The sequence below is a fragment of the Ruminococcus sp. SR1/5 genome, assembly GCF_000209835.1.
In the GTDB taxonomy this organism is placed as follows: domain Bacteria; phylum Bacillota; class Clostridia; order Lachnospirales; family Lachnospiraceae; genus Blautia_A; species Blautia_A fusiformis.
Genome location: NC_021014.1, coordinates 1,228,946 through 1,249,171 on the forward strand (window position 1 = coordinate 1,228,946; position 20,226 = coordinate 1,249,171).

The window sequence follows — 20,226 nt, forward strand, 5'->3', positions numbered from 1 at the left end:
AAGTGGCCGAAACATTAACTATTGAAATTCCGATAGAAGCGGTTGACCGCACCGGTGCTGGTGTGCAGTCGGCCACAAGAAACCTGACGGCGTTTGAACGTGCGTGGGACCGCACACAGCGCCGCCTTGATCGGTTGGAAAGAGCACACAATATTGACATTGAGCTAGACGACAACGCAAGCCAGGGACTGAGCCGGGTATCTGACCAGGCAGAATCCCTGGACGGCGTAAGCCCAAGCGTTGACGTAGGAGTGAATAATGCAGCCACAGAGACATTGAGCGACGTGACAGACCAGGCAGCAGCCCTGGACGGCACCGCCTCGGACGTTGAAGTGGGAGCAGACAATAACGCAACCGGAATTATTGACGACGTGGGCGACTCGCTGACCGCCTTGAATGGCAATGAGGCGGTTGTGGGGCTAAGCGCGGACGATAGCGCCACCATGGAGATAAGGGACGCGGGCGACGCGCTGGCGTCCCTGGATGGGGATGTGGCAACCGTAGAGCTAACAGCAGACGACAACGCCACCCAGGCAATACGAGCGGCGGAGGATGCCACGGAAATGCTGGACGGCATGAGCGCCACAGCGGAGCTGGGGGCGGATGATAACGCCACTCCGATCGTAAGAGCAGCGGAGGACGCTGTTGAGAATTTTTCTGGAAGTTCCGGATCCGCACAGCTGGGAGCGGACGACAACGCAAGCCCGGTTATTGATAGCGTGCGGGATAAAGCAGCAGCCTGGGACGGTAGCGTCTGGACAGCAACAGTGAGCGTTGTGGATGCAGCAACGGCACCTCTGACGGCAATAATAAACGCTGCAAAGAACCCGCTGACACAGGCAGGCGCGGCACTGGGTATCAGTGTAGGTCTGGGCGATACGGTAAACACTTACAAAAACTTTGAAAGCATGATGAGCCAGGTCGGGGCTATTTCCGGAGCAACAGGGCAGGCGTTTGAGGACCTGACAGCAAAAGCCCAGGAAATGGGAGCAACGACCAAGTTTACAGCGACAGAGGCAGCTGAGGCATTTAATTACATGGCAATGGCGGGCTGGCAGCCGAAACAGATGATCTCCGGTATTTCCGGTATTATGAACCTGGCAGCAGCCAGCGGCGAGAACCTGGGATCCACTTCCGATATTGTAACCGACGCGCTCACGGCATTCGGTCTAAAGGCAAGCGATTCCGGACATTTTGCGGATGTACTGGCAAAAGCCAGCGCCAGCGCAAACACAAACGTTGGTATGTTGGGAGAATCGTTCAAATACGTTGCGCCAGTGGCGGGAGCAATGAAGTACAGCGTTGAAGATACATCCCTGGCACTGGGACTTATGGCCAATAGTTCCATCAAGGGAAGTATGGCCGGTACAGCCTTAAAGACTTCCCTGGCAAATATGGCAGCACCTACTGACAGCATGGCAACGGCTATGAAAGAGTATGGTATAAGCCTAACAGATAGCTCTGGAAACATGAAAACCCTGAAAGGTGTTATGGATAACTTGCGCGGCAGCCTGGGAGGACTTTCTGAGACTGAACAGACAGCAGCAGCTTCCACTATTTTCGGAAAAGAGGCCATGGCCGGCATGTTGGCGATCATCAATGCTTCCGAGGAGGATTATAACAAGCTGAGCAACGCAATTTATAATGCGGACGGAGCAGCGCAGGACATGTCAGACACTATGCTGGATAACCTAGAGGGTTCCATGACACTTATGCAGTCCGCTGTTGAGGGCGTACAGAACAGTTTCGGCAAGAGGCTGACACCGTACATCCGTGGAGTTGTGGACGCGATTACAGACGCAACACCGGCAGCAACAGCAGCACTTACAAATTTGATGGACTTTGTTGACGGCAAAGCTGAGGGAATCAAGAGAACCGTGAGCGGTATGACCAACTCCCAGGAATGGCAGAACGCAGACCTGTTTGGAAAGGTTGATATTGCATGGGACACACTGATCGCAGAGCCATTTACAAAATGGGCCGGCAGTAAGGGCAAGCACCTGTTGTCAAAAGGGCTGAGTAGCCTGTTTGGAGAAGCTGCAAAGATTATGCCGGGCGGCGAACAGGCCGGTCTGACTTCATGGCTGAGCGCTGGACTGATCGCCAAGGGAGCAACATCCCTGATTGGCGGAGCGGGCAGTATAGTGAAAGCCTTGTCCCCTATTGGCGGAGCCATTAAAAACATAGGTTTGGCAGCACAGACGGCTCCGACGGTTGGCGCCTTTGTGAGCGACCTGGGGTCCATGATTCCTATGGCTGGAAAGGTCGGTATTGCAGCGGCAGCAATTACAGCAGCCGTGGTTGCTATCGGTGTAGCCATAGATAACTATAACGAGAAGCAGATCAGCAACAGCCTGGCGAACCATTTTGGCAGTATTGAGCTGAGCGCGAAGCAGGCAGAGGAAGCAGCTTCCGGAATCTTAAATGCAAAGTACCTGGTAAATGTTGAGATGGCGATCAATGAATTTAAGAACGCCGACGAACTGAGAAAGAAAGCAGAGGAAGCACTGCAAGCAAACCAGGCACTGACATGGAAAAGCAGCGTCGGCATTGAGCTGACCGCTGACGAGCAGCAGTCCTATAAGGACAATGTAACAACCTTTGTGGAAAGCAAAATTTCCGAGCTTGAAAGCCGGACATTTGCGGCCCATATAAGCGTGCAGACATTCCTGGGAGGTACTGAGGAGGGCGAAAGCCTGGCAAGCAGTATTGAGGAATGGGCGCGAGCAGACCACCTGGAACTGACCAACCTATCCAATGACCTGAAAACGGCCGTGGAGGAAGCGCTGCAGGACGGCATTATTGACGTTGACGAAGCGCAGGCAGTGGCAGCTTTACAGGATAAAATGAACAGCATAACCAGCAAATGGAAGCAGGCGGAAGCGCAGGCGCAGCTTGACTGGATCAACCAGGAATACGGCAGCCTGAGCGGCAAAGAGTTGACAGCTGACTCCTTTACTTCGGTAGTGGAGGCCTTGTCTGATCAGCGTGAAACCGCAGCAGAGGAAACCCAGGCGCTGGCAACGGAGTTTTACTCCTACTTAAATGCCGCGGAGGCTTCTGGACGAATTACAAAGCGGCAGAATGAGCATTACAAAGACCTGGCCAGCCAGGCAATTAGAAACCAAAAGGCAAATGACCTCATGACTAGTCTGGACTTTGAAAACAACACCCTGGGCGGCACTTATGGCGACCTGATCGCAACAAACCAGGGAAAGACAAAGAAAAGTATGGGAAATGAGGTTGATTATTTAAAGAATTACCTGAACAACCAAGACATGCAGAGCCTGTATGATCACTTGAACATGTTCGGTGCAGATTACGCACAGCAGGGTGGCGGTTGGAAATTCTTACAGAGCGGCGACCAGAACGCACTTGAAAAGGTGTGGGAAGCCATGAAACCAGATGCAGACTCCATGCGCAGCCTGGTGGACGAATATGTAAAGGTTGGCCAGGATGTGCCAAAACAGATCATGGACAAGTTTAACGAGACTATGGCCATCGGTGCTGCTTCCGGCGACACAAGCGCAGCCTGGGACGTATACGCCAAGAGCATTGCAGATTCCGGGGACAAAGCCCTGATTGATGCAGTAAGCCAGATGGATGCCAACGGGCAGCTGGGCGAGGAATTTTCCGCAGCCTGGAAGCGTGCAACAGCTTCGGTTACAGACGAACCGGTGGAACTGGGAGATCTGAAAGCGGAAGTTGACGGCGTGGACATTGACAAAGACGCATGGGTTTCCAGTTTAAACGAAAAGCTGGGCGACCTGGCCGAAACCGAGGACGTGACCGCAGAGGGCGCAACCATCAAGGTAAAGGCTGGGGATTGCTTATGGGAAATCGGCAACGCCCTGGGAATTGACTGGCAGACAATAGCTGAGGAAAACGGCATTGAAAGCCCGTATATTATCCACGCAGGCGACGAGCTGAAAATTTCCATGGATAACCTGACTGCAGAGGTTGACGGAGACGCAGCCAAAACAGCTATTGACCAGGCTATGTCCGCACTGACTGCAGAGGGCGCAGAGTTTTCTGTTACTGCTGACGGCGTAAAGGTGGACCTGGCAAACGTTGAGGTTGATTCTGAGACAGCCATGGCGCAGATAGAGGCCGCCCTGGGAATGGAAACCGGAACCCTGAGCGGCGCCGGCATACAGGTACAATCCGGGGCAACGGTAACTATACCGTCCGATCTGGTACAGGTAGACACAAGTGGCATTGAGGCAGCAGTGGAGCAGAGCGCGGCAAGCGGCAGTGAGGACACGACTGTTGAGAAGCAGGTAAACGTGACCACGACAGCCGGATCCACGGACACAACGCCAGTGGAACAGGCTGCACAGGCAGCCCTGAGCGGCGAAACCAGCACCACAGACACCACAATGACCACCAATTTAACCGTAGAAGCAGGCAGCACGGATGCAACGCCGGCAGCCACATCTGCACAGGCGGAACTTGATAATACATTTTCCAACACTATGCAGACCAATGGCAGCACGGATGTGACAATCGAGAAAGCCAGCGACAATATAGCAGCAGTTTACAGCCAGGTAGGAAGTGAGCTGCAAGCAGCTTTTAACTCCCCTTATTCTGCAAGGGCTTCTGTAAATGTAACAGTTGATTACCATATCACGAACCCAAGTGCTTCACTGAGCACGCACAGCAGCGGATCAACGGTTTCCGTATCCATTGCCGGACACGCGAACGGTGGAGAGGTGGGTCTGCATGGCGCAGAATTATCCTGGTTAGGAGAAGAGGGCAAAGAGTATGTTATCCCGACGGTACCGGGCAGACGCGGCCGCGGCATTGCGTTGTGGCAGCGGGCAGGCGAGGACCTGGGCGTGCTGGACAGCAACGGAGAAATTGCAGCTCACGCAAACGGCGGAATTGTAGGACCTGGCGGCGAAGAACTGGCCAGCAATACCATTTTACCGTTGCAGGCACAGCCGCAGGACGAAAGCAAGAGCGTGTGGAGCGTAACCGGCCAGGAAATGTCGGGGGATAGTAGCGAAGAGGAATCCGAGGGCAAGAAAGCCGTTTCTGTCAATGCAGCAGTGCAGGGACAGCAGGGCAATAACAACTTTGAGATTAACGTGGACATGAGTCCGGTTATTAAGATCGAGGGCGGAAACATGGACGAGGAAAAGGTTTTTGAAGTTATGAAGAACCGGATCCGCGAAATGGCAGACGACCTGGGAGACGAGATCGCAGAGCGCATGAGCAAGATTTTTGCAAACATGCCGCTTGTACAGGAGGCATAGGGATATGGATATTTACCTGACACCGTCCGGCGGCAGCAGAATACAGTTTCCTATGCTGCCGGAGACTATAACAATGGGCGCTGACGCCAAGTTTATGACGTACAGCATTATTTCGCTGGGGGACGTAAAGCTCCCCCGCGGACAAGGAACGAAAGAAATTTCATGGTCCGGGATGTTTCCAGGGGCAGTGCGGAAGAAAAACAGACTGGTAAGAAAGTATACCAAGCCCGACACACTGATCAAGAACCTGGAAAAGTACCGGGACAAAGGTACAAAGTGCACGCTTTTGTGCACTGGTACCTGCATAAATTACAGCGTTTATGTTTCCAGCTTTAAAGGGAAATACAAAGGTGGTTCCGGAGATTTTTTCTATGACATTAAGCTGATTATTGCCAGAGAGATAAATATCTATACCACCAGCGAGTTGAAAATAAAGACGCCAACCAGACCGTCGCCCAAAAAGACGCAGCCAAAAACAGGCAAAAAGACGACCACCTACACGGTAAAATCCGGGGATTGTTTATGGAGGATTGCACAGCGTCTGCTGGGTAAAGGCTCCAGATACACGGAAATTTACAACCTGAACAGGGACAAGATAAAGAATCCGAATCTGATATACCCAGGCCAAAAGCTGACCATACCGGCCAAGTAAGGGAGGTGCAGCTGAGTGATCGAAGTAAGCAAAGTGCACTATGACGTGATTGCGATCACGGAAAAGAAAGTGCAGCTGAACATTACCCAGGCGGTTGAGGGCCTGGGATGGGAGGAGGAAGAGGACGAACTGGCCATGAAAATAACCTTTGAGTTATACAACGCCAAGTATAACGGCTCCAGACTGTCCTCCCTGATAAAGATCGGGTGCGTGGTGGCAATAAAAGCGTACTGGGGCAGCGGCAAGGGTATTGTGGCCATGGGAAATGTAACAGAATGTGAGCGCAGCACAACGAAAGCTGACGAGGTTTTCAACGTGGTTGCTTATGACAACCTGTACAGTATGCAGCGGTCCCAGGACAACATTTATTTTGCTGCCGGAAAGGGCACCAAGAGCGCACTGACAGAAGTTTTCAAGAGCTGGGGCATTACCCTGAGCAGCTACAGCGGCCCGGATGTAAGTCACTCAAAGATTTTGTATAAAAATTCATACCTGGGTGACGTGGTGCGCGGGATCCTGGACGAAGCCAAGAAAAAAGGCGGAGGCAAGGCGATTGTGCGGAGCACAGAGAACAAAGTTTCTATTGTGGCCGTAGGAGGCAACAAAGATATTTATCACTTTGAGGGCAACAACAGCGTGTCCAGCAAGCACAAAGTAAGCATTGCAAACCTTGTTACCCGTGTGAAGATTGTATCCTCTGAAAAAACAGACGGATTGCCAAAGGTTGAGGCAGTCAAGAACGGAAAAACGGAGTACGGAATCTTCCAACGAATTGTAAACCATGCCAGCAGTGATAACCTGTCGGAAGCCCAGGAAACGGCACAGGACATGCTGGACGAAAACGGGAAACCGAAAGAAACAGCAACCGTGCAAGCACCCGACACCCCGCCGGTACGCAAGGGCGACATGGTACACCTGGCGGTCGGTGCGCTGAATGGCTTTTACATTGTCAAGAGCGTGCAGCACGACGCTGACAGCGGGAAAATGACTATGCAGGTAGAAAAAGCAGATACGACAGCCAAGAAGAAAACGGAAACGAAGAAAAAGACCTATAAAGTGGGCGACGTTGTGAACTTCCACGGCGGCAAGCACTATATTAGCTCTTATCCTGGAGCCAAGGGCTACAACGTATCAGCAGGCCGCGCGAAGATTACAATCGCAAACGGCAGCGGAAAAGCGCACCCGTGGCACCTGGTATATGAGAATTGGTCTGAAACGCATGTTTATGGTTGGGTTGATGATGGCAGCTTTGATTGATAGGAGACAGATATGGCAGAGAATAAAGGCAGTCCAGGCCTGAGCAAACTGGCCCGCGTGATATCAAACCGAGCAGAGAAAGTGGCCGGAAAGGCAGAGCGTGACCTGGTGCTGGATTTTGGCAGCATTAACAAGGACATGAGCCTTTTAACAAATACTTTCCCCATACCGATACCGCGCAGTGAATACCATGTGTGCAGGCTTGTGGGAGGCCTGGCGTACACGATTTCCGGAGGTTCCCATGGAGGACATGAGGGAGGCAACGGAAGTCATACGCATACGGCCAAACCACCGCAGATCAAGCCGGGGGACCGCGTTCTGGTTGCCTGGGTGCAAAATGAGGCGGTTGTTATTGATGTGGTAAGTTAGGAGGCAAATATGGCAGAAAATCAGCTTTTTCCGGTGTTTGACTTGCCTGAGATACCAGACAACCCGGAATATGATGAAAGATATTATCCGTCCGTTTATTTTGATTTTGAAACGGGCGATTTTTTACGGGATGGAGCAGGCAGGATGATCACCAGCGCAGGCAGGGAGGCATATATGCAGTGGTGCCTGAAAGTTGCCAGCACGGAGCGGCTGAGCTGCCTGGCATACAGTGACGATATAGGCACGGAGTTTGACGAACTGGCCGAGATACCGGACAGGGAATCCCGTGAAAGCGAAATTGAAAGGACGATCACAGAGGCGCTGCTGGTGCATCCGGCAACCGAGTACGTCCGAGACTTTGAGTTTACCCATGAGGGAGACGAAACATACTGCAGTTTTACAGTAAAAGGGTACCCGTGGGAGGAAGATGAAACACTGAGCATACAGCTGTAAGGAGGTGAGAGAGTTGGCAAGTGATTTTATTGTACCTGAATTTTTGGAGGATTGTGACGCGGACACGATCCACGCAAGAATGATGGACGAGCTTCCGAATGACATTGACAAGACTGAGGGCGGCTTCCCGTGGGATTTTACAAGGCCCACAGCACTGATCGCAGCAGAGCTATTGCAGTTTTATATTCCGGAAGCAATAAAACTGATGTTCCCACAGTGGAGCAGTGGCAGCTTTTTGGACTACCTGGCAGCTGGATCACAGACAAAGAGAAAAGCGTCCACTTATGCAGAAGCGGTGCTGACACTGACAGGCGAACCGGGCACCATAGTACCGGCCGGCACTGTTTTTGCGACAGAAGCCAAGAACGATCAGCCGTCCATTGAATTTGCGGCAGTTGAAAGCTGCATATTGAACGAAGAGGGAAAAGGTACCGTGCTGGTGCGTGCGTTACTTGACGGAAAGCAGTCAAACGTAAATGCCGGCGCTATTGTTTTAATGTCGGAACCAGTTGAGGGAATCCAGACGGTTACGAACAAAGAAAAAGCCACCGGAGGAACCGAGGAAGAAAGTGACGACGATTTAAGAGAAAGAATCCTGGAAGCAGACGCCTCGGAGGAAACCAGTTATATAGGCAACAATGCCGATTATAAACGGTGGGCTAAGGCAGTAGACGGAATCGGGGACGCGATTGTTATCCCGGAATGGAACGGGCCGGAAACAGTAAAAATTGTATGCCTTGACCAGAACGGCGAGGGTGCGAACAAGACCCTGCTGGATGCAGTTTACAATTATATTATGGCTCCAGACAACCCCGCAGACCGACTGGCGCCGCCAAACACAATCCTGACGGTAGCAGCGCCGGACCTGGTAAACATATCGTATTCCTTTACGGTTACGGTGGCAGATGGGTTTGAACTGAGCACCGTTATATCCGGATTTAAAAAGCAGTTGGAAAGCTATTATAAAACCGTGGCGGATGATGGAGCAGTGAAGTACATAAAAGTGCACGCATTGCTGACCGAAACGCCAGGCGTCGAGGACTTTACAGACCTGCTGATCAATGGCAGCACGGACAATATTCGCATTGAAAATGACGAATATCCGTATACAGAAAATGTTGAAGCAAAGGGGGCTGAGTGATGGATCTGGAAAACTTCCCTACAAGGGAAACTGCAAAAGACATGCTGAGCATGATAAGCCCGATCTATGACCGCTCCTATGTTGGCAAATGGATTTTCCAGGTCATGGCGGCATCCATGGAACTTGCACGCGAGACAGTGGAAGATATGAAAAACCAGGCATTTCCGGAAACAGCAACCTGGTCACTCCCCTGGTGGGAAGAACGTTACGGAATCACAGGAAACGAGGGCAAGAGCCTAGAAGAAAGACGGCGCCCGATTGTGCAGAAGCGCAACACAAAACGCCCTATGAATCCGTACCGTATTGCAGCCCTGGTTGCAGAAATTTCCGGGCGGGAGGTTGAAATCTATGAAAACGTAGCACCGCACACATACGAAGTTATTATCCGGCCAGGCAGCAGCAATGTTGACCTGGCCGCTGTTGCAGAAGAAATTTACAAGGTTAAGCAGTCCCAGAAGCATGTGAGGATTGTTTTTGAAACACCTGTTCGCCTGCAAGTGCGGCCCGCAGGTATGAATTTTTCTTTCCGGCACATTATAGCCGGAACCCGGCCGGATGTGAACCGGCCAGGAGCACTGCAGCCTTTAGAGGTTGACGTTGCGCCACAAGCAACAGGCCAGGCGTTCACATACCCGACGCCAGGAGAAGAGAAACGGGCAGGAACCTATCCGGATGTAAGCACAATCGGAGAAATGACCGCCCCAGGAGTAAATGCTCGCATTACCGGAGAATCCGCCGGTATTGTGTATAAAATTTGCGGAGCTACACGGCTCTAAGAAAGGAGGAGCACATGCTGACAGCAGACGCCATGAACGGCTTTAAGGACCATGTGAAAAAGACAGTTTCCCACGCCATGTATAAGATTAACAGCAGCTATTACAGGGCGGAAATTACAGACATTTACGTGGACAGCACGGGCAAGGTGGCTATTGATTTTACAATAGATCCCACCATGAGCGGCACCGTAAAAATCGCAGAGGTGCAGCTGTACAACCGCAGCGGCAAGTTGTGGCTGACAAAAACGGAGAACATTACTCGAAAGAGCACGCAAGAGGGTGTGTTTTACCGTTTTACTATTGAAATTACAGAGGTATAAGAGAGGAGGCAAAGACCTATGTATGGTATGACACCATGGAAAGACGAGGTTGTCCAGTACCCATACCGGTACAAAGAGACGCAGAACTCTGACGGCACAGTAGAACATGAGCCGTCCCCAGGTACCGTGATGCAGCAGGGAACCCCGCAGAGCGCAACCAATTTCAACCATATGGAAAACGGAATCCATGACGCCCATGTGGCCGCTGCAATTTTTATGCAGTATCAAATGCACTATGTTGAGGCACGAGAAAAGGAGGTTGACGAGCGGCTGGATCACCACGACGCTGAGTTTTCGGCAGAGACCGGCACCGTTACCCTGAACAATACCAACAAGGTATTTTTCGGCTTTAATAACAGCGGCAGCACGGTTGCATTAAAGACGGTCCGCAAAACCATGAACTATGACCTTGATATTGAGGTCGTAGAGGTAACAGGTGGCCAGGTTGGGGATGTGATCGTATATGACAAGCAGCTGAACGGCTTCAAACTGAAATTCGAGGGAAGCGCTAAGAGTGTAAAGATTAAATACAAAGTTAGAGGAGGTATGTACGCATGAGTGTAAAGGTTATTGAAAAGAACGCGGGGGAGAAAATCCCGTACACAGAAAAAGGCTACAATTTGTGTTTTGACGACATGCTGACAATTAAGTGCAACAAGTACCAGAAAGACTGGCCAGTGCACAAAGATATCTGTATGGACGCAGACGGAGACCTGACCATGGGAACCGGCGACGGCCTTTTTTATGTCGCTGAGGTTGATATCCCGGCAAAGGAATACGAGGAGCAGCAACCGGCAGCAGAGGGCCAGGAAGAGGGCGGCACAGCCCCGGTGGCAAAACCGCTGGACATGAGCCAGGTTACAGTGACATTGTGGGGACTGGAAAATCCGGTTGCCGCTGATGATGACGAGGAGGAATAAGTATGCAGTACGATTTAGCAGAATTTGCCCTGAAAATGGCAGCACCTAATAACAAGCTGATTTATGACGACAAGGGAATCCCGTCCGTTATGGTTTACGTGCCTAAGTTCAAAATGAGCGACGTGATCGACGGCGCCGGAGACAGCACACACCCAGCCTTTATCGTGAATGGTAAAGAGGTACCGGGAATCTGGATCAGTAAATACCAGAACATTGTAAATAATGGCCGTGCGTACTCCCTGCCTGGCCAGGATCCGACTGTAAATATTACCTGGGACACTGCCAGAGGATATTGTGAATCTAAGGGAAAAGGCTGGCACATGATGACTAAGGCAGAGTGGGCCGCAATTATGCTCTGGTGTAAAAAGAACGGCTTCCAGCCATGGGGAAACAATAACTATGGCAAGGACAGCAGAGAGACGCTGCAGCAGGCTATTCCGGCGACCTATGGAAGCGGAACAGATGCAGGAAAAATTTACCATGTTTTAACCGGTACCGGCCCGCTGACCTGGTCACACAATAAACAGCCTGATGGAATTTGGGACCTGAACGGAAATGTTTCTGAGTGGACCGGAGCGCTCCGCACCGTAAAAGGAGAGCTGCAGTTACTTGAAAACAATAACGGCGCCAACAGCGACAACCCGCAGACAGCGACAAGTACCGCATGGAAAGCCATTGACGCAACCACCGGTGCATTTATTACTCCGGATGGAAACGGAACAACCGCGAACAGTATTAAGATTGACGCAACAGGAACTGGCGGCGCCCAGTGGTGTAAAACCATTACAAAGACCTCTGAGAACTTTAGTTGCGCGCTGGGAGCTTTAACTTGTTCCGCAGACATTTCCGACGCTGCAAAGGCAGTGCTGAGAGCATACGGTTTACTGCCAGTGGACGGAGCAAAAGCCTCTGATTATGACGACGACAGATTGTGGTTCAATAACGTGGCGGACGAGCGCTTGTTCTACTCCGGTGGCAACTATGGCTACGGCGCGAACGCGGGTGTCGGTTACAGTAGCGGCGTCTGGACGAGCCGCGGCTACGTGAGCGCGGGCATCGGCTGGCGCTCCGCTTATGTGGATCTGGAATCTGTTGGCCTGTAATCTGATAGGGACGCGATAGCGGACCGATAAGGCCAACTGGATGCAGGAGGAACATGGAAGAGGTGCAAATTGAAAATCGGGACGGGGACAGAGATCCCCTCCTGATTTTAGGAAAAATTGAAGATATGATGTTATACGCTTATCCGGTACTAAATGCGTATCCAAAGTATGAAAGATTTGTTTTAGCGGCAGACATAAAGCGGTGTATGGACCAAGCAATGGAAAGAACCATTGAAGCGAATAAAAAGTATTATAAAAAGACTACTTTGCAGGAGCTGGACGTGGAAATTGACAAGCTGAGAAAATACGTTCGCCTTTCATACCGGCTGAAATATATTGATTTCAAGAAATATAAGCAGTGGAGCGAACAGGTAAACGAGATAGGCAGAATGCTCGGCGGATGGATGGCGAGCGTTAAAAAATAAATAACGTAGGGAATGGGATATAGCGCTTGTTCAACTCCGGTGGCAACTATGGCAACGGCACGAACGCGGGTGTCGGTTACAGTAACGGCAACTGGACGAACCGCGGCAACGTGAACGTGAACATCGGCTGGCGCTCCGCTCTACCCCCATACGCCAGATACAGGAGCGCCCACGGACGCCCTGGCAGTGCAGGGGGATAAAGGATCTCATCCCCGCGCTTTACAATGAGCGAAAAAGGAAAACAGCAGTGATGGCACCAAGGGGAGTCCCTTGTGCGTGGGTTATGTTTTGCGAAAGCGGAGCCGCTGGCCCATCCGGAAGTAGAATACAGCGAAACCTGCACCACTGTAAAAAAATATGACAATTAGAAACGTATATTATGAAATAACCTCATTTCACACACTAATGGTCGCAGATACCCACGTATCAAAGGGCAAAAGGGAGAACACGGAGAGGCTGAGATTTTACGACAACAGAGAGGGAAACCTGGAAGAAATAAGCACTCTGTTGAGGGCTGGAAAGGTACCAAAAGTCGAATATCACAGCTTTTATGTATACGTGCCAAAGGTGCGGAAAGTTATATTTATTGACTACTGGTCCAAAGTGGTGCAGCGGGCAATATATGACGTGCTGAATCCTAAAATATGCCGGACGTTCATAGAACATACCTATGCGTGCGTAAAGGGACGCGGACAGCTGGCAGCCATGGAACAGCTTTATACCTGGATGCGAGAAACCAGGACGTCCGGAACTGAATGGTATTATTACAAGTTTGATGTTGCAAAATTCTTTTACCGCATTGACCATGAAATACTTATGGATATTTGCAGGAAAAAGATAGATGATCCGCGAACCGTTGACTTGTTAGGGTATTACATAAACAATGATGCGGTTCCGTTTGGTATGCCGCTGGATGCAAACCAGCTGACAATTACCGAGGAGCAAATGCTGTATGATTTAGGAATACCTATCGGCGGCGGCCTGTCCCATATGTTGGGTAATATGTATCTGGATCCACTTGACCAGTTTTGCAAGAGGGTACTGGGGATAAAACGGTATATCCGGTACATGGACGACATTATAATCCTGGACAATGACAAGGAACGCCTGAAAGGATACGGCAGAAGAATGACACAGTTTTTAGAGGAGAGGCTGCACTTAAATTTCAACAACAAGACAGCGCTCCGGCCGGTGCGGGTTGGTTGTGAGTTTGTTGGTTTTGTTATTTACAATGACCATGTAATCCTAAGAAAAAGCACAACGCTCCGGATGAAGAGAACTCTCCGGAAAACGCGCCAGGACTACCATGGCAACCTGATCACATTCAAAGAGGCAAACGCAACCATGCAGAGCTACCTGGCCATGCTGAGCCATGTGGATTGTAAGAAATTCAAAGAGAAATTGCTGGACGAATTTGTATTGACCCATGCGGATGATAATGGAGAGGAGCAGATCATAAACGTGAGTGAAACGGGAGGAATAGGAGCACTTGACTATGAAGCAATGTATTGCTGAGGTACTGGAAACCCAGTCGGAAATTATACAGCTGCAAAGGAATGTTATTGACCGCCTGGCGGCCGCATTATTGCAGCACAGTATGATTGAAGAGGAAGAACTGGCAATGATGCAGCAGGCGGCAGACCTGCAAAGAGGCATAGAAGAATGAAACCCATAAAAAGAATTGACCGCAGAGCTGGCCCTGGCCGGTTCTTTTATTTTACAAAAAACGAGGCGGAAAGGAATACAAAAATGGAGTATTTAATTAAACTGCTGGGAGATTACAGTATAGGCTGGGCCATTACTTTAATTGCAGCGCTTGTATTCCTATGGTTGTGTTACAGAAAAGTAGAAAAATATTTTTCTGATAAGGCAATCCATGAAAAGGAAAAAACGAGCAGTTCAAAGAAGTAATGAACCAGGTAAACATGTATCCAAAATGGCATGAGCAAAGCATTGAAATCCAGCAGCAATTTAATAAAAGCATCGCAGAGCTGAAAGACGGCATGGAGAGGCATCAGAAGCAGCTGGAAAAAATAGAAGAAGAAAGTACCAGCCGAGAACGCAGCAAACTTCGCGATAGGCTTTTACAATCGCACAGGTATTTTACAAGTGCAGAAAAAAACCCTCTTCGCGCATGGAGCGAAATGGAAGCGGACGCTTTTTGGTCTATGTTTGAAGAATATGAAAATGCCGGCGGAAACGGGCACATGCACAGTTGTGTGCAGCCGGAAATGAGGGCGCTGGAAGTCATTCCAATGCACGAAGATGCCAAAATCGCAGAGCTAATGGGTAGCAGAAAGTGAGATGGTACCAATGAACAAAGTTAAATATGAGAAGCGCATGAAAGAACTTGACCAGATAGCGGAGGAGCAGCGGCTGAGGCAGCGGGTGCGTGACCGAGAGCGCGAGCTGGGACTGAGACACACCAGGAAGAAACCGGCCTGGGGTAAAGCTATGATGGCGGTTGTATACGCCCTTTGCATTGAAATAGTAATCTATGCAGAGGTTGTTATGTGGATGCGCTTCGACTTGTCGGCGCTGTACGCACTGATCGGTGTACCAGCGGCCATGTTTGGAGTATTTTGGGCGTATGCGCAGAAATCCGCAAAGGAAAACACCAAGGGCGGCATTGTGTACGACATGAACATAAGGCAGGCAGAAACTGACGATCTGGCCGGAATGGAGCCAGAAAACAACACAGATACCGGAGAGGGTATCGGATAAGGAGCAAAAACATGACTTTAGAAATTTTTTACTGGGATTGATGATCGTATCTATTTTTACAGGGCTGTTTACTGAGGGCATTAAGAAGCTGCTGGACGAAATGACAGTGAAGTACCACTCTAATTTTCTGGCCGGCGGTGTGGCCGTAGTGCTGTCCACCCTGGTAGGTGCCGGGTACCTGATTCTGACGGAGACGCAGATCAACGACAAGATGGCCGTATATTTAATTGCACTTGTACTGTTGTCCTGGCTTGCTTCCATGGTCGGGTATGACAAAGTAATTCAGGCCATTGCACAGCTGAAAAGAACAGATAACAACACACAGGGCGGCCGGTAAGGTCGCCTTTTCCTATGGGAGGGACGTACATGACAGAGCAGAAATTTATCAGCTTTATGGGGCCACTGGCGCAGGCAGACATGGCAAAAAGTGGCGTGCTGGCTTCAGTAACAACGGCGCAGGCAATCCTGGAATCCGGTTACGGCAGCACAGAGCTGGCCAGAAATGCAAACAACTTTTTCGGGATGAAATGCAGCTTATCCGGGAATACCTGGCCAGGAAGTACCTGGGACGGCGTAAGCAAGTACCGGAAGCAGACCGGAGAAGAGGACGCGAACGGGAACGCCTACACAATTACAGCAGATTTCCGGAAATATGCGAGCGCTGCCGACAGTGTGGCGGACCACAGCGCATATTTACTGGGCGCCATGAATGGCAGCAAACAGCGTTATGCAGGCCTGAAAGGAGAAATGGATCCAGCGAAAGCTATCGGAATCATTAAGGCAGGCGGATATGCAACAGATACAAGGTATGTAAACAAAGTCCTGAGTATTATCAGCAAATATAATTTGACGAAATACGACCAGGCAGCAAAGGGAGGAGTGAGCAATTTGAAAATTAACCAGAACCCGAACTTCGGAACACACAACACAAGCCCACGTAGCGGAGAAATTGAGTATATTGTTATCCACTATGTAGGTGCAACAGGTACCGCAAAGAACAATATTGACTATTACAATCAGCGCAGCACGACACAGGCCAGCGCTGATTTTTATGTCGGCTTTGAGGGCGAAAAGTGGCAGTATAACCCGAACCCGAAAGCCCGTTACTGCTGGGCCGTAGGCGGCGGAAAACAGTCCAGCTATGGCGGCAGCCTGTACGGCGTGGCCAGAAACGCCAACAGCGTGTCCATTGAAATGTGCGTAAGAAACAAAGGAAACAAGAACGCCAACAGCAAAGACTGGTATTTTGAGCAGGCAACCATTGACAGTGCAGTGGAACTGACCAAGTACCTCATGAAGCTGTACGGGGTACCGGCTTCCAGAGTCATCCGCCATTTTGATGTAAACGGCAAGTTATGCCCTGGCGTGTACGGATGGAACTCCGCAAGCGGATCTGAAAGCGCATGGAACGACTTTAAAAAGAGAATCGGCAGCGGTGCAGTAGCCACACCAGCAACACCGGCACAGCCAACTACTGCAAAGAAATATTACAGAGTCCGCAAGACCTGGGCGGATGCAGCAAGCCAGAAAGGAGCCTTTGAGAATTATGACAACGCCAAAGCGTGCGCTGATCAGAACAAAGGTTATAAGGTGTTCGACTGGAACGGCAAGCAGGTTTATCCGGCGGCAGCATTCCAGCCGTACCAGGTGCGCGTTGAAATTACGGACCTGAACATCCGGACAGGCCCAGGAACCGGCTACGCCAAAACACAGTATATTCCAGTAGGAACCTATACCATTGTTGAGGAAGCGAACGGAACGGGAGCGACCAAGTGGGGCCGCCTGAAATCCGGAGCCGGCTGGATCAGTCTGGACTATGTAAAACGGGTATAATAAGCCCGTTGTCTATTCTGTATCTTTTCGGCAAGACTTTTTGTCTGTTATTCCGGGATTTACAGAAATAAAAATATAGTGTAAAATGCGCCGAAGAGGGGGTTTTCAAGGGGACAGGCCAACGCCTGAAACTGAGAAAACCACCCTCTTTTTTTGTGCCCGAAAACCGTTGTCTATTCTGTATCCTTTTCGTACACTTCACTACACTAAAGTTTGTCTATTCGGTCTATGGATTATAAACCACCATTGGTTTATAATATAGACAGTTGAAAGAGATACGGAGGTAAACAAAAATGAGTGTAGCAGAAACGATTTTACAGCAGTTAGGCGGCCAGAGATTTACAGCAATGACAGGTTCAAAGAATTACCTGGCAGACGGAAACAGCCTGAGAATGACACTTGCAAAGAACCACAGCAAGGCAAACCGCCTGACAGTTACCCTTGACGAGGCAACAGACACATACCGGATGCACTTTTATAAGTACACACCAGGCCACCTGAACAAGAAAACTTTTGAATGGGTACCTGATAAAGTTGTTGAGGTTGCAGAGTTTGACAATGTATATTGCGATATGCTGCAGGAACTGTTTACGCAGATAACATGGATGTATACCAGATTATAAGAAAGTGGAGGGCATGAGATATGCAGATTAAAAGATTAAGAAATACACATTTTGGAACCAAGAAAATCAGCCGCGTGGTAACAGGTTGGGCGCTGTACGAACCGGGCAAAGGTTGGGTTGCCTTTAGTGCAGACCGTGACGAGTTTGGTATTTTAATACCGTATATCCTATGCGGTGGCAAGAGAGCACTGCAGAGCATTTTGGATGCTGGCGGCTTTTGTAGCTTTGAGGGTATGGAGTATGTGCAGGAGCTGGCAGCGTAAGCTGCCGGATCCGGAAAGGGGTATGCTATTATGATGATTAGAGAATTTGTTGACCGCACGGGATTTGAGCCGACGGCCACGGAATACGCAGCCATTGAAGAAAAATATTACAGTTTTGATGGCTCAAAGGATGAATTTTGCAAGGCATGGGTTAAGGACGGAGGAATCCAGCGATTGACACGCCAGCGGGCAGAAAAAATTGCAGATCTGGAAAAACAGATTCTGGAAGAGCGCAGAGTTTGGCAAGAGCAAATGAAAGGCGCACAGATTATGGTTGAAAAAATGCGCGAACAGTTGGATCGTGAGCTTGAATGGAAACCCGCAGAAAACGCTGGCACAGGAATGAGCCAGGAGGACTATGAAGAACTTGCTAAAATAGGTACATGCCTTACAGTTCAGGAAGCAGAAAAGTTTTTGTATACAGAGTGTGGATTTGCACCGGAAAATATACTCATACTGGACAAGGCAAGTAGTTACGAGGTAAACAAGTACAGACGATTGCGCGAGAGCGGAACGTGGGAACGCAAACCAGTATACTGTTCAAGTGATTATAATTATATCCGGTTTGATTGCATGGGATGGCAGTGGGAACTGATTAACGGAGAACTGCAACGGTATTATTGATTGAGGAGGGCGGTATGGTAAAAAGAGAATGGTACCGGGACCGGTACAACAGTAAGAAAACATGGGAGGTCGTGAAGATGGTAGGCGGCTACTATTTGCGCCAGTACATTAACGGCCAGCAGGTAAACACCGGACTCCGGACAACAAAGGCTTTTATTGCAAGCATTGGTATTTTTGAATTTGAAAGAATCGCATAGGAGGGCAAAGTTATGACGAATTTAGCAAACAAAATCGGCGGCGCATTATTTGGTGTAGCAGTAGGGGACGCACTGGGCGCCCCGCTGGAATTTATGAACGCAAAGGAAATCCAGCACAAGCACGGTACCGTGAAAGAAATGATCGGCGGCGGATGGTTGAGCGTAAAGCCGGGAGAAGTTACCGACGACACGCAAATGACGATTGCAGCAGCCCTGGGCGTAGCAATGCACCCAGATAATCCGGAACCATGGGCGGGCAAGCATTTTGCAGAGTGGGCTATGGGCGGCCCGAAAGATATCGGTGGAACCTGCCGCAGTGCGATCACAAACGCCCTGCAGATGATGCTGAGACGGCCAGATCTGAAAGATTGCAAGGGCCTGGCACCTTATGAGTTATGGGAGCAGGCAGCGCAGCTGACAGCCCAGCAGAACGGAAACAGAAGCGCAGGCAATGGCGCCCTGATGCGTACCGTGTACCCTGGCCTGTACTATACAGACGAAAGCAGAGCCGTAGAGGTTGCGGACAGAATCGGACGCCTGACGCACTGGGACGACCTGAGCGCGGAGGCTTGCCAGCTTTATACAAAAATGATATACTATTTAATCATGCACCATGCAGATACGGTGCAAAAACTATGCAACGGCCTGAACGACATTACAAGGGGAACACGATACAGCCGAAAGGCAGAGCCGGCAAACCTGAACCCTAGCGGCTTTGTGGTTGACTCTTTACATTGCGCCCTGCACTGCCTGAGAAGTACAAAGAACTTTGAGGCGGCCGTTGTTAAAGCTGCAAACCTGGGAGGAGACGCAGACACAATCGCAGCTATTACCGGCGGGCTGGCCGGTGCCCTGTATGGATATGAAAAGATTCCGCTCCGGTGGCGTATGGTACTGGACAGCGGCACAAAGAGCACGCTGATCAGCTTGACAGGCGACGCAGCGAAAAACCACATGGAGGCATAAAGATGGCATACGGTAGGAAATTAAAGGGAACCTCGCGCCGGGTACCCATTACAGTCCACACACCACTTGATCGGCTTGACGCTATTGACGAGTACGTGGAAGAAAGGCGCCAGCAAGAGGGAAAAGCATACAGCCGCTCTGATTTTTACGAGGAGGCAGCCGCCTTGTATTTGGAAAAGCTGGGAAGAGGGCAAACAGAATGATGTGTACCAAAATTGTACCGGAAATTTTGAGAGCCAGAAAAACCATAAATAATATAAATAATAAAAACAATAAAAACGTGTATGAAACATATAAAAACAGCAGCCGCTAAAACGTTGTT

General features: G+C 50.0%; 25 protein-coding genes. All 25 read left to right on the forward strand.

All coding sequences use genetic code 11. The annotated features are described in order from the left end of the window. Positions 1 to 2 precede the first annotated feature (2 nt). The 25 genes from CK1_RS06390 to CK1_RS06510 all read left to right on the forward strand — a co-directional run bounded on the left by CK1_RS06390 (position 3) and on the right by CK1_RS06510 (position 20,107). Positions 3 to 5,258 carry a phage tail tape measure protein gene (locus tag CK1_RS06390; RefSeq protein WP_306288808.1) on the forward strand — a complete coding sequence of 1,752 codons (5,256 nt, stop codon included), beginning with the start codon at positions 3 to 5 and terminating at the stop codon, positions 5,256 to 5,258. A 52-nt stretch (positions 5,259 to 5,310) separates the two neighbouring features. Continuing rightward, entirely contained in the window at positions 5,311 to 5,910 is a 600-nt protein-coding gene (locus CK1_RS06395) for a LysM peptidoglycan-binding domain-containing protein (RefSeq protein ID WP_306288809.1), read from the forward strand. A gap of 15 nt (positions 5,911 to 5,925) precedes the next feature. Then, positions 5,926 to 7,167, forward strand: a complete 1,242-nt coding sequence (locus CK1_RS06400) for an XkdQ/YqbQ family protein (RefSeq protein ID WP_306288810.1) — start codon at positions 5,926 to 5,928, stop codon at positions 7,165 to 7,167. Between the two features lie 57 nt (positions 7,168 to 7,224). Next, positions 7,225 to 7,536: a hypothetical protein gene (locus CK1_RS06405; protein WP_306288811.1), complete on the forward strand. Its 312-nt coding sequence runs from the start codon at positions 7,225 to 7,227 to the stop codon at positions 7,534 to 7,536. A gap of 9 nt (positions 7,537 to 7,545) precedes the next feature. Next, entirely contained in the window at positions 7,546 to 7,989 is a 444-nt protein-coding gene (locus tag CK1_RS06410) for a DUF2634 domain-containing protein (protein ID WP_015525457.1), read from the forward strand. A gap of 13 nt (positions 7,990 to 8,002) precedes the next feature. After that, positions 8,003 to 9,130 carry a baseplate J/gp47 family protein gene (locus CK1_RS06415; protein ID WP_306288812.1) on the forward strand — a complete coding sequence of 376 codons (1,128 nt, stop codon included), beginning with the start codon at positions 8,003 to 8,005 and terminating at the stop codon, positions 9,128 to 9,130. Continuing rightward, a complete protein-coding gene (locus CK1_RS06420; RefSeq protein WP_015525458.1) occupies positions 9,130 to 9,906 on the forward strand; it encodes a putative phage tail protein in 777 nt (258 codons plus the stop codon). The genes CK1_RS06415 and CK1_RS06420 overlap by 1 nt, the downstream gene beginning before the upstream one ends. 14 nt (positions 9,907 to 9,920) lie before the next feature. Continuing rightward, positions 9,921 to 10,226, forward strand: a complete 306-nt coding sequence (locus tag CK1_RS06425) for a hypothetical protein (protein WP_015525459.1) — start codon at positions 9,921 to 9,923, stop codon at positions 10,224 to 10,226. 18 nt (positions 10,227 to 10,244) lie between these two features. Continuing rightward, positions 10,245 to 10,784, forward strand: a complete 540-nt coding sequence (locus CK1_RS06430; protein ID WP_015525460.1) for a hypothetical protein — start codon at positions 10,245 to 10,247, stop codon at positions 10,782 to 10,784. Further along, positions 10,781 to 11,146, forward strand: coding sequence for a hypothetical protein (locus CK1_RS06435; RefSeq protein WP_015525461.1), 366 nt, complete (start codon positions 10,781 to 10,783; stop codon positions 11,144 to 11,146). Before CK1_RS06430 ends, CK1_RS06435 begins: the two co-directional genes overlap by 4 nt. Positions 11,147 to 11,148: 2 nt before the next feature. Then, positions 11,149 to 12,249 (forward strand): SUMF1/EgtB/PvdO family nonheme iron enzyme, encoded by a 1,101-nt coding sequence (locus tag CK1_RS06440; RefSeq protein WP_015525462.1) that lies wholly within the window; start codon positions 11,149 to 11,151, stop codon positions 12,247 to 12,249. 53 nt (positions 12,250 to 12,302) lie between these two features. Further along, on the forward strand, positions 12,303 to 12,674 hold the full coding sequence (avd, locus tag CK1_RS06445; protein WP_015525463.1) for a diversity-generating retroelement protein Avd: 372 nt from the start codon (positions 12,303 to 12,305) through the stop codon (positions 12,672 to 12,674). A 405-nt stretch (positions 12,675 to 13,079) separates the two neighbouring features. After that, positions 13,080 to 14,189, forward strand: a complete 1,110-nt coding sequence (locus CK1_RS06450) for a reverse transcriptase/maturase family protein (RefSeq protein ID WP_015525464.1) — start codon at positions 13,080 to 13,082, stop codon at positions 14,187 to 14,189. Next, positions 14,170 to 14,340 carry a hypothetical protein gene (locus tag CK1_RS06455; RefSeq protein WP_015525465.1) on the forward strand — a complete coding sequence of 57 codons (171 nt, stop codon included), beginning with the start codon at positions 14,170 to 14,172 and terminating at the stop codon, positions 14,338 to 14,340. The genes CK1_RS06450 and CK1_RS06455 overlap by 20 nt, the downstream gene beginning before the upstream one ends. Then, the gene (locus tag CK1_RS06460) at positions 14,337 to 14,585 is read left to right on the forward strand and encodes a hypothetical protein (protein WP_015525466.1); all 249 of its coding nucleotides are present in this window, start codon (positions 14,337 to 14,339) and stop codon (positions 14,583 to 14,585) included. The genes CK1_RS06455 and CK1_RS06460 overlap by 4 nt, the downstream gene beginning before the upstream one ends. After that, entirely contained in the window at positions 14,585 to 14,977 is a 393-nt protein-coding gene (locus CK1_RS06465; RefSeq protein WP_015525467.1) for a hypothetical protein, read from the forward strand. The genes CK1_RS06460 and CK1_RS06465 overlap by 1 nt, the downstream gene beginning before the upstream one ends. A 10-nt stretch (positions 14,978 to 14,987) precedes the next feature. Further along, on the forward strand, positions 14,988 to 15,398 hold the full coding sequence (locus CK1_RS06470) for a hypothetical protein (RefSeq protein WP_306288813.1): 411 nt from the start codon (positions 14,988 to 14,990) through the stop codon (positions 15,396 to 15,398). Between the two features lie 40 nt (positions 15,399 to 15,438). After that, the gene (locus CK1_RS06475; RefSeq protein WP_015525469.1) at positions 15,439 to 15,735 is read left to right on the forward strand and encodes a hypothetical protein; all 297 of its coding nucleotides are present in this window, start codon (positions 15,439 to 15,441) and stop codon (positions 15,733 to 15,735) included. A 29-nt stretch (positions 15,736 to 15,764) separates the two neighbouring features. Then, positions 15,765 to 17,231 (forward strand): glucosaminidase domain-containing protein, encoded by a 1,467-nt coding sequence (locus CK1_RS06480; RefSeq protein WP_015525470.1) that lies wholly within the window; start codon positions 15,765 to 15,767, stop codon positions 17,229 to 17,231. Between the two features lie 293 nt (positions 17,232 to 17,524). Next, complete coding sequence (locus CK1_RS06485; protein ID WP_015525471.1) at positions 17,525 to 17,854, forward strand: hypothetical protein; 330 nt, start codon at positions 17,525 to 17,527, stop codon at positions 17,852 to 17,854. Between the two features lie 20 nt (positions 17,855 to 17,874). Next, positions 17,875 to 18,117, forward strand: coding sequence for a hypothetical protein (locus CK1_RS06490; RefSeq protein ID WP_015525472.1), 243 nt, complete (start codon positions 17,875 to 17,877; stop codon positions 18,115 to 18,117). 30 nt (positions 18,118 to 18,147) lie between these two features. Further along, entirely contained in the window at positions 18,148 to 18,741 is a 594-nt protein-coding gene (locus CK1_RS06495; RefSeq protein ID WP_015525473.1) for a hypothetical protein, read from the forward strand. A 14-nt stretch (positions 18,742 to 18,755) separates the two neighbouring features. After that, positions 18,756 to 18,938: a hypothetical protein gene (locus CK1_RS06500; RefSeq protein ID WP_015525474.1), complete on the forward strand. Its 183-nt coding sequence runs from the start codon at positions 18,756 to 18,758 to the stop codon at positions 18,936 to 18,938. A gap of 12 nt (positions 18,939 to 18,950) precedes the next feature. Continuing rightward, complete coding sequence (locus CK1_RS06505; RefSeq protein ID WP_015525475.1) at positions 18,951 to 19,904, forward strand: ADP-ribosylglycohydrolase family protein; 954 nt, start codon at positions 18,951 to 18,953, stop codon at positions 19,902 to 19,904. Positions 19,905 to 19,906: 2 nt separating this feature from the next. Next, positions 19,907 to 20,107 carry a hypothetical protein gene (locus tag CK1_RS06510; protein WP_015525476.1) on the forward strand — a complete coding sequence of 67 codons (201 nt, stop codon included), beginning with the start codon at positions 19,907 to 19,909 and terminating at the stop codon, positions 20,105 to 20,107. Positions 20,108 to 20,226: the final 119 nt, after the last annotated feature.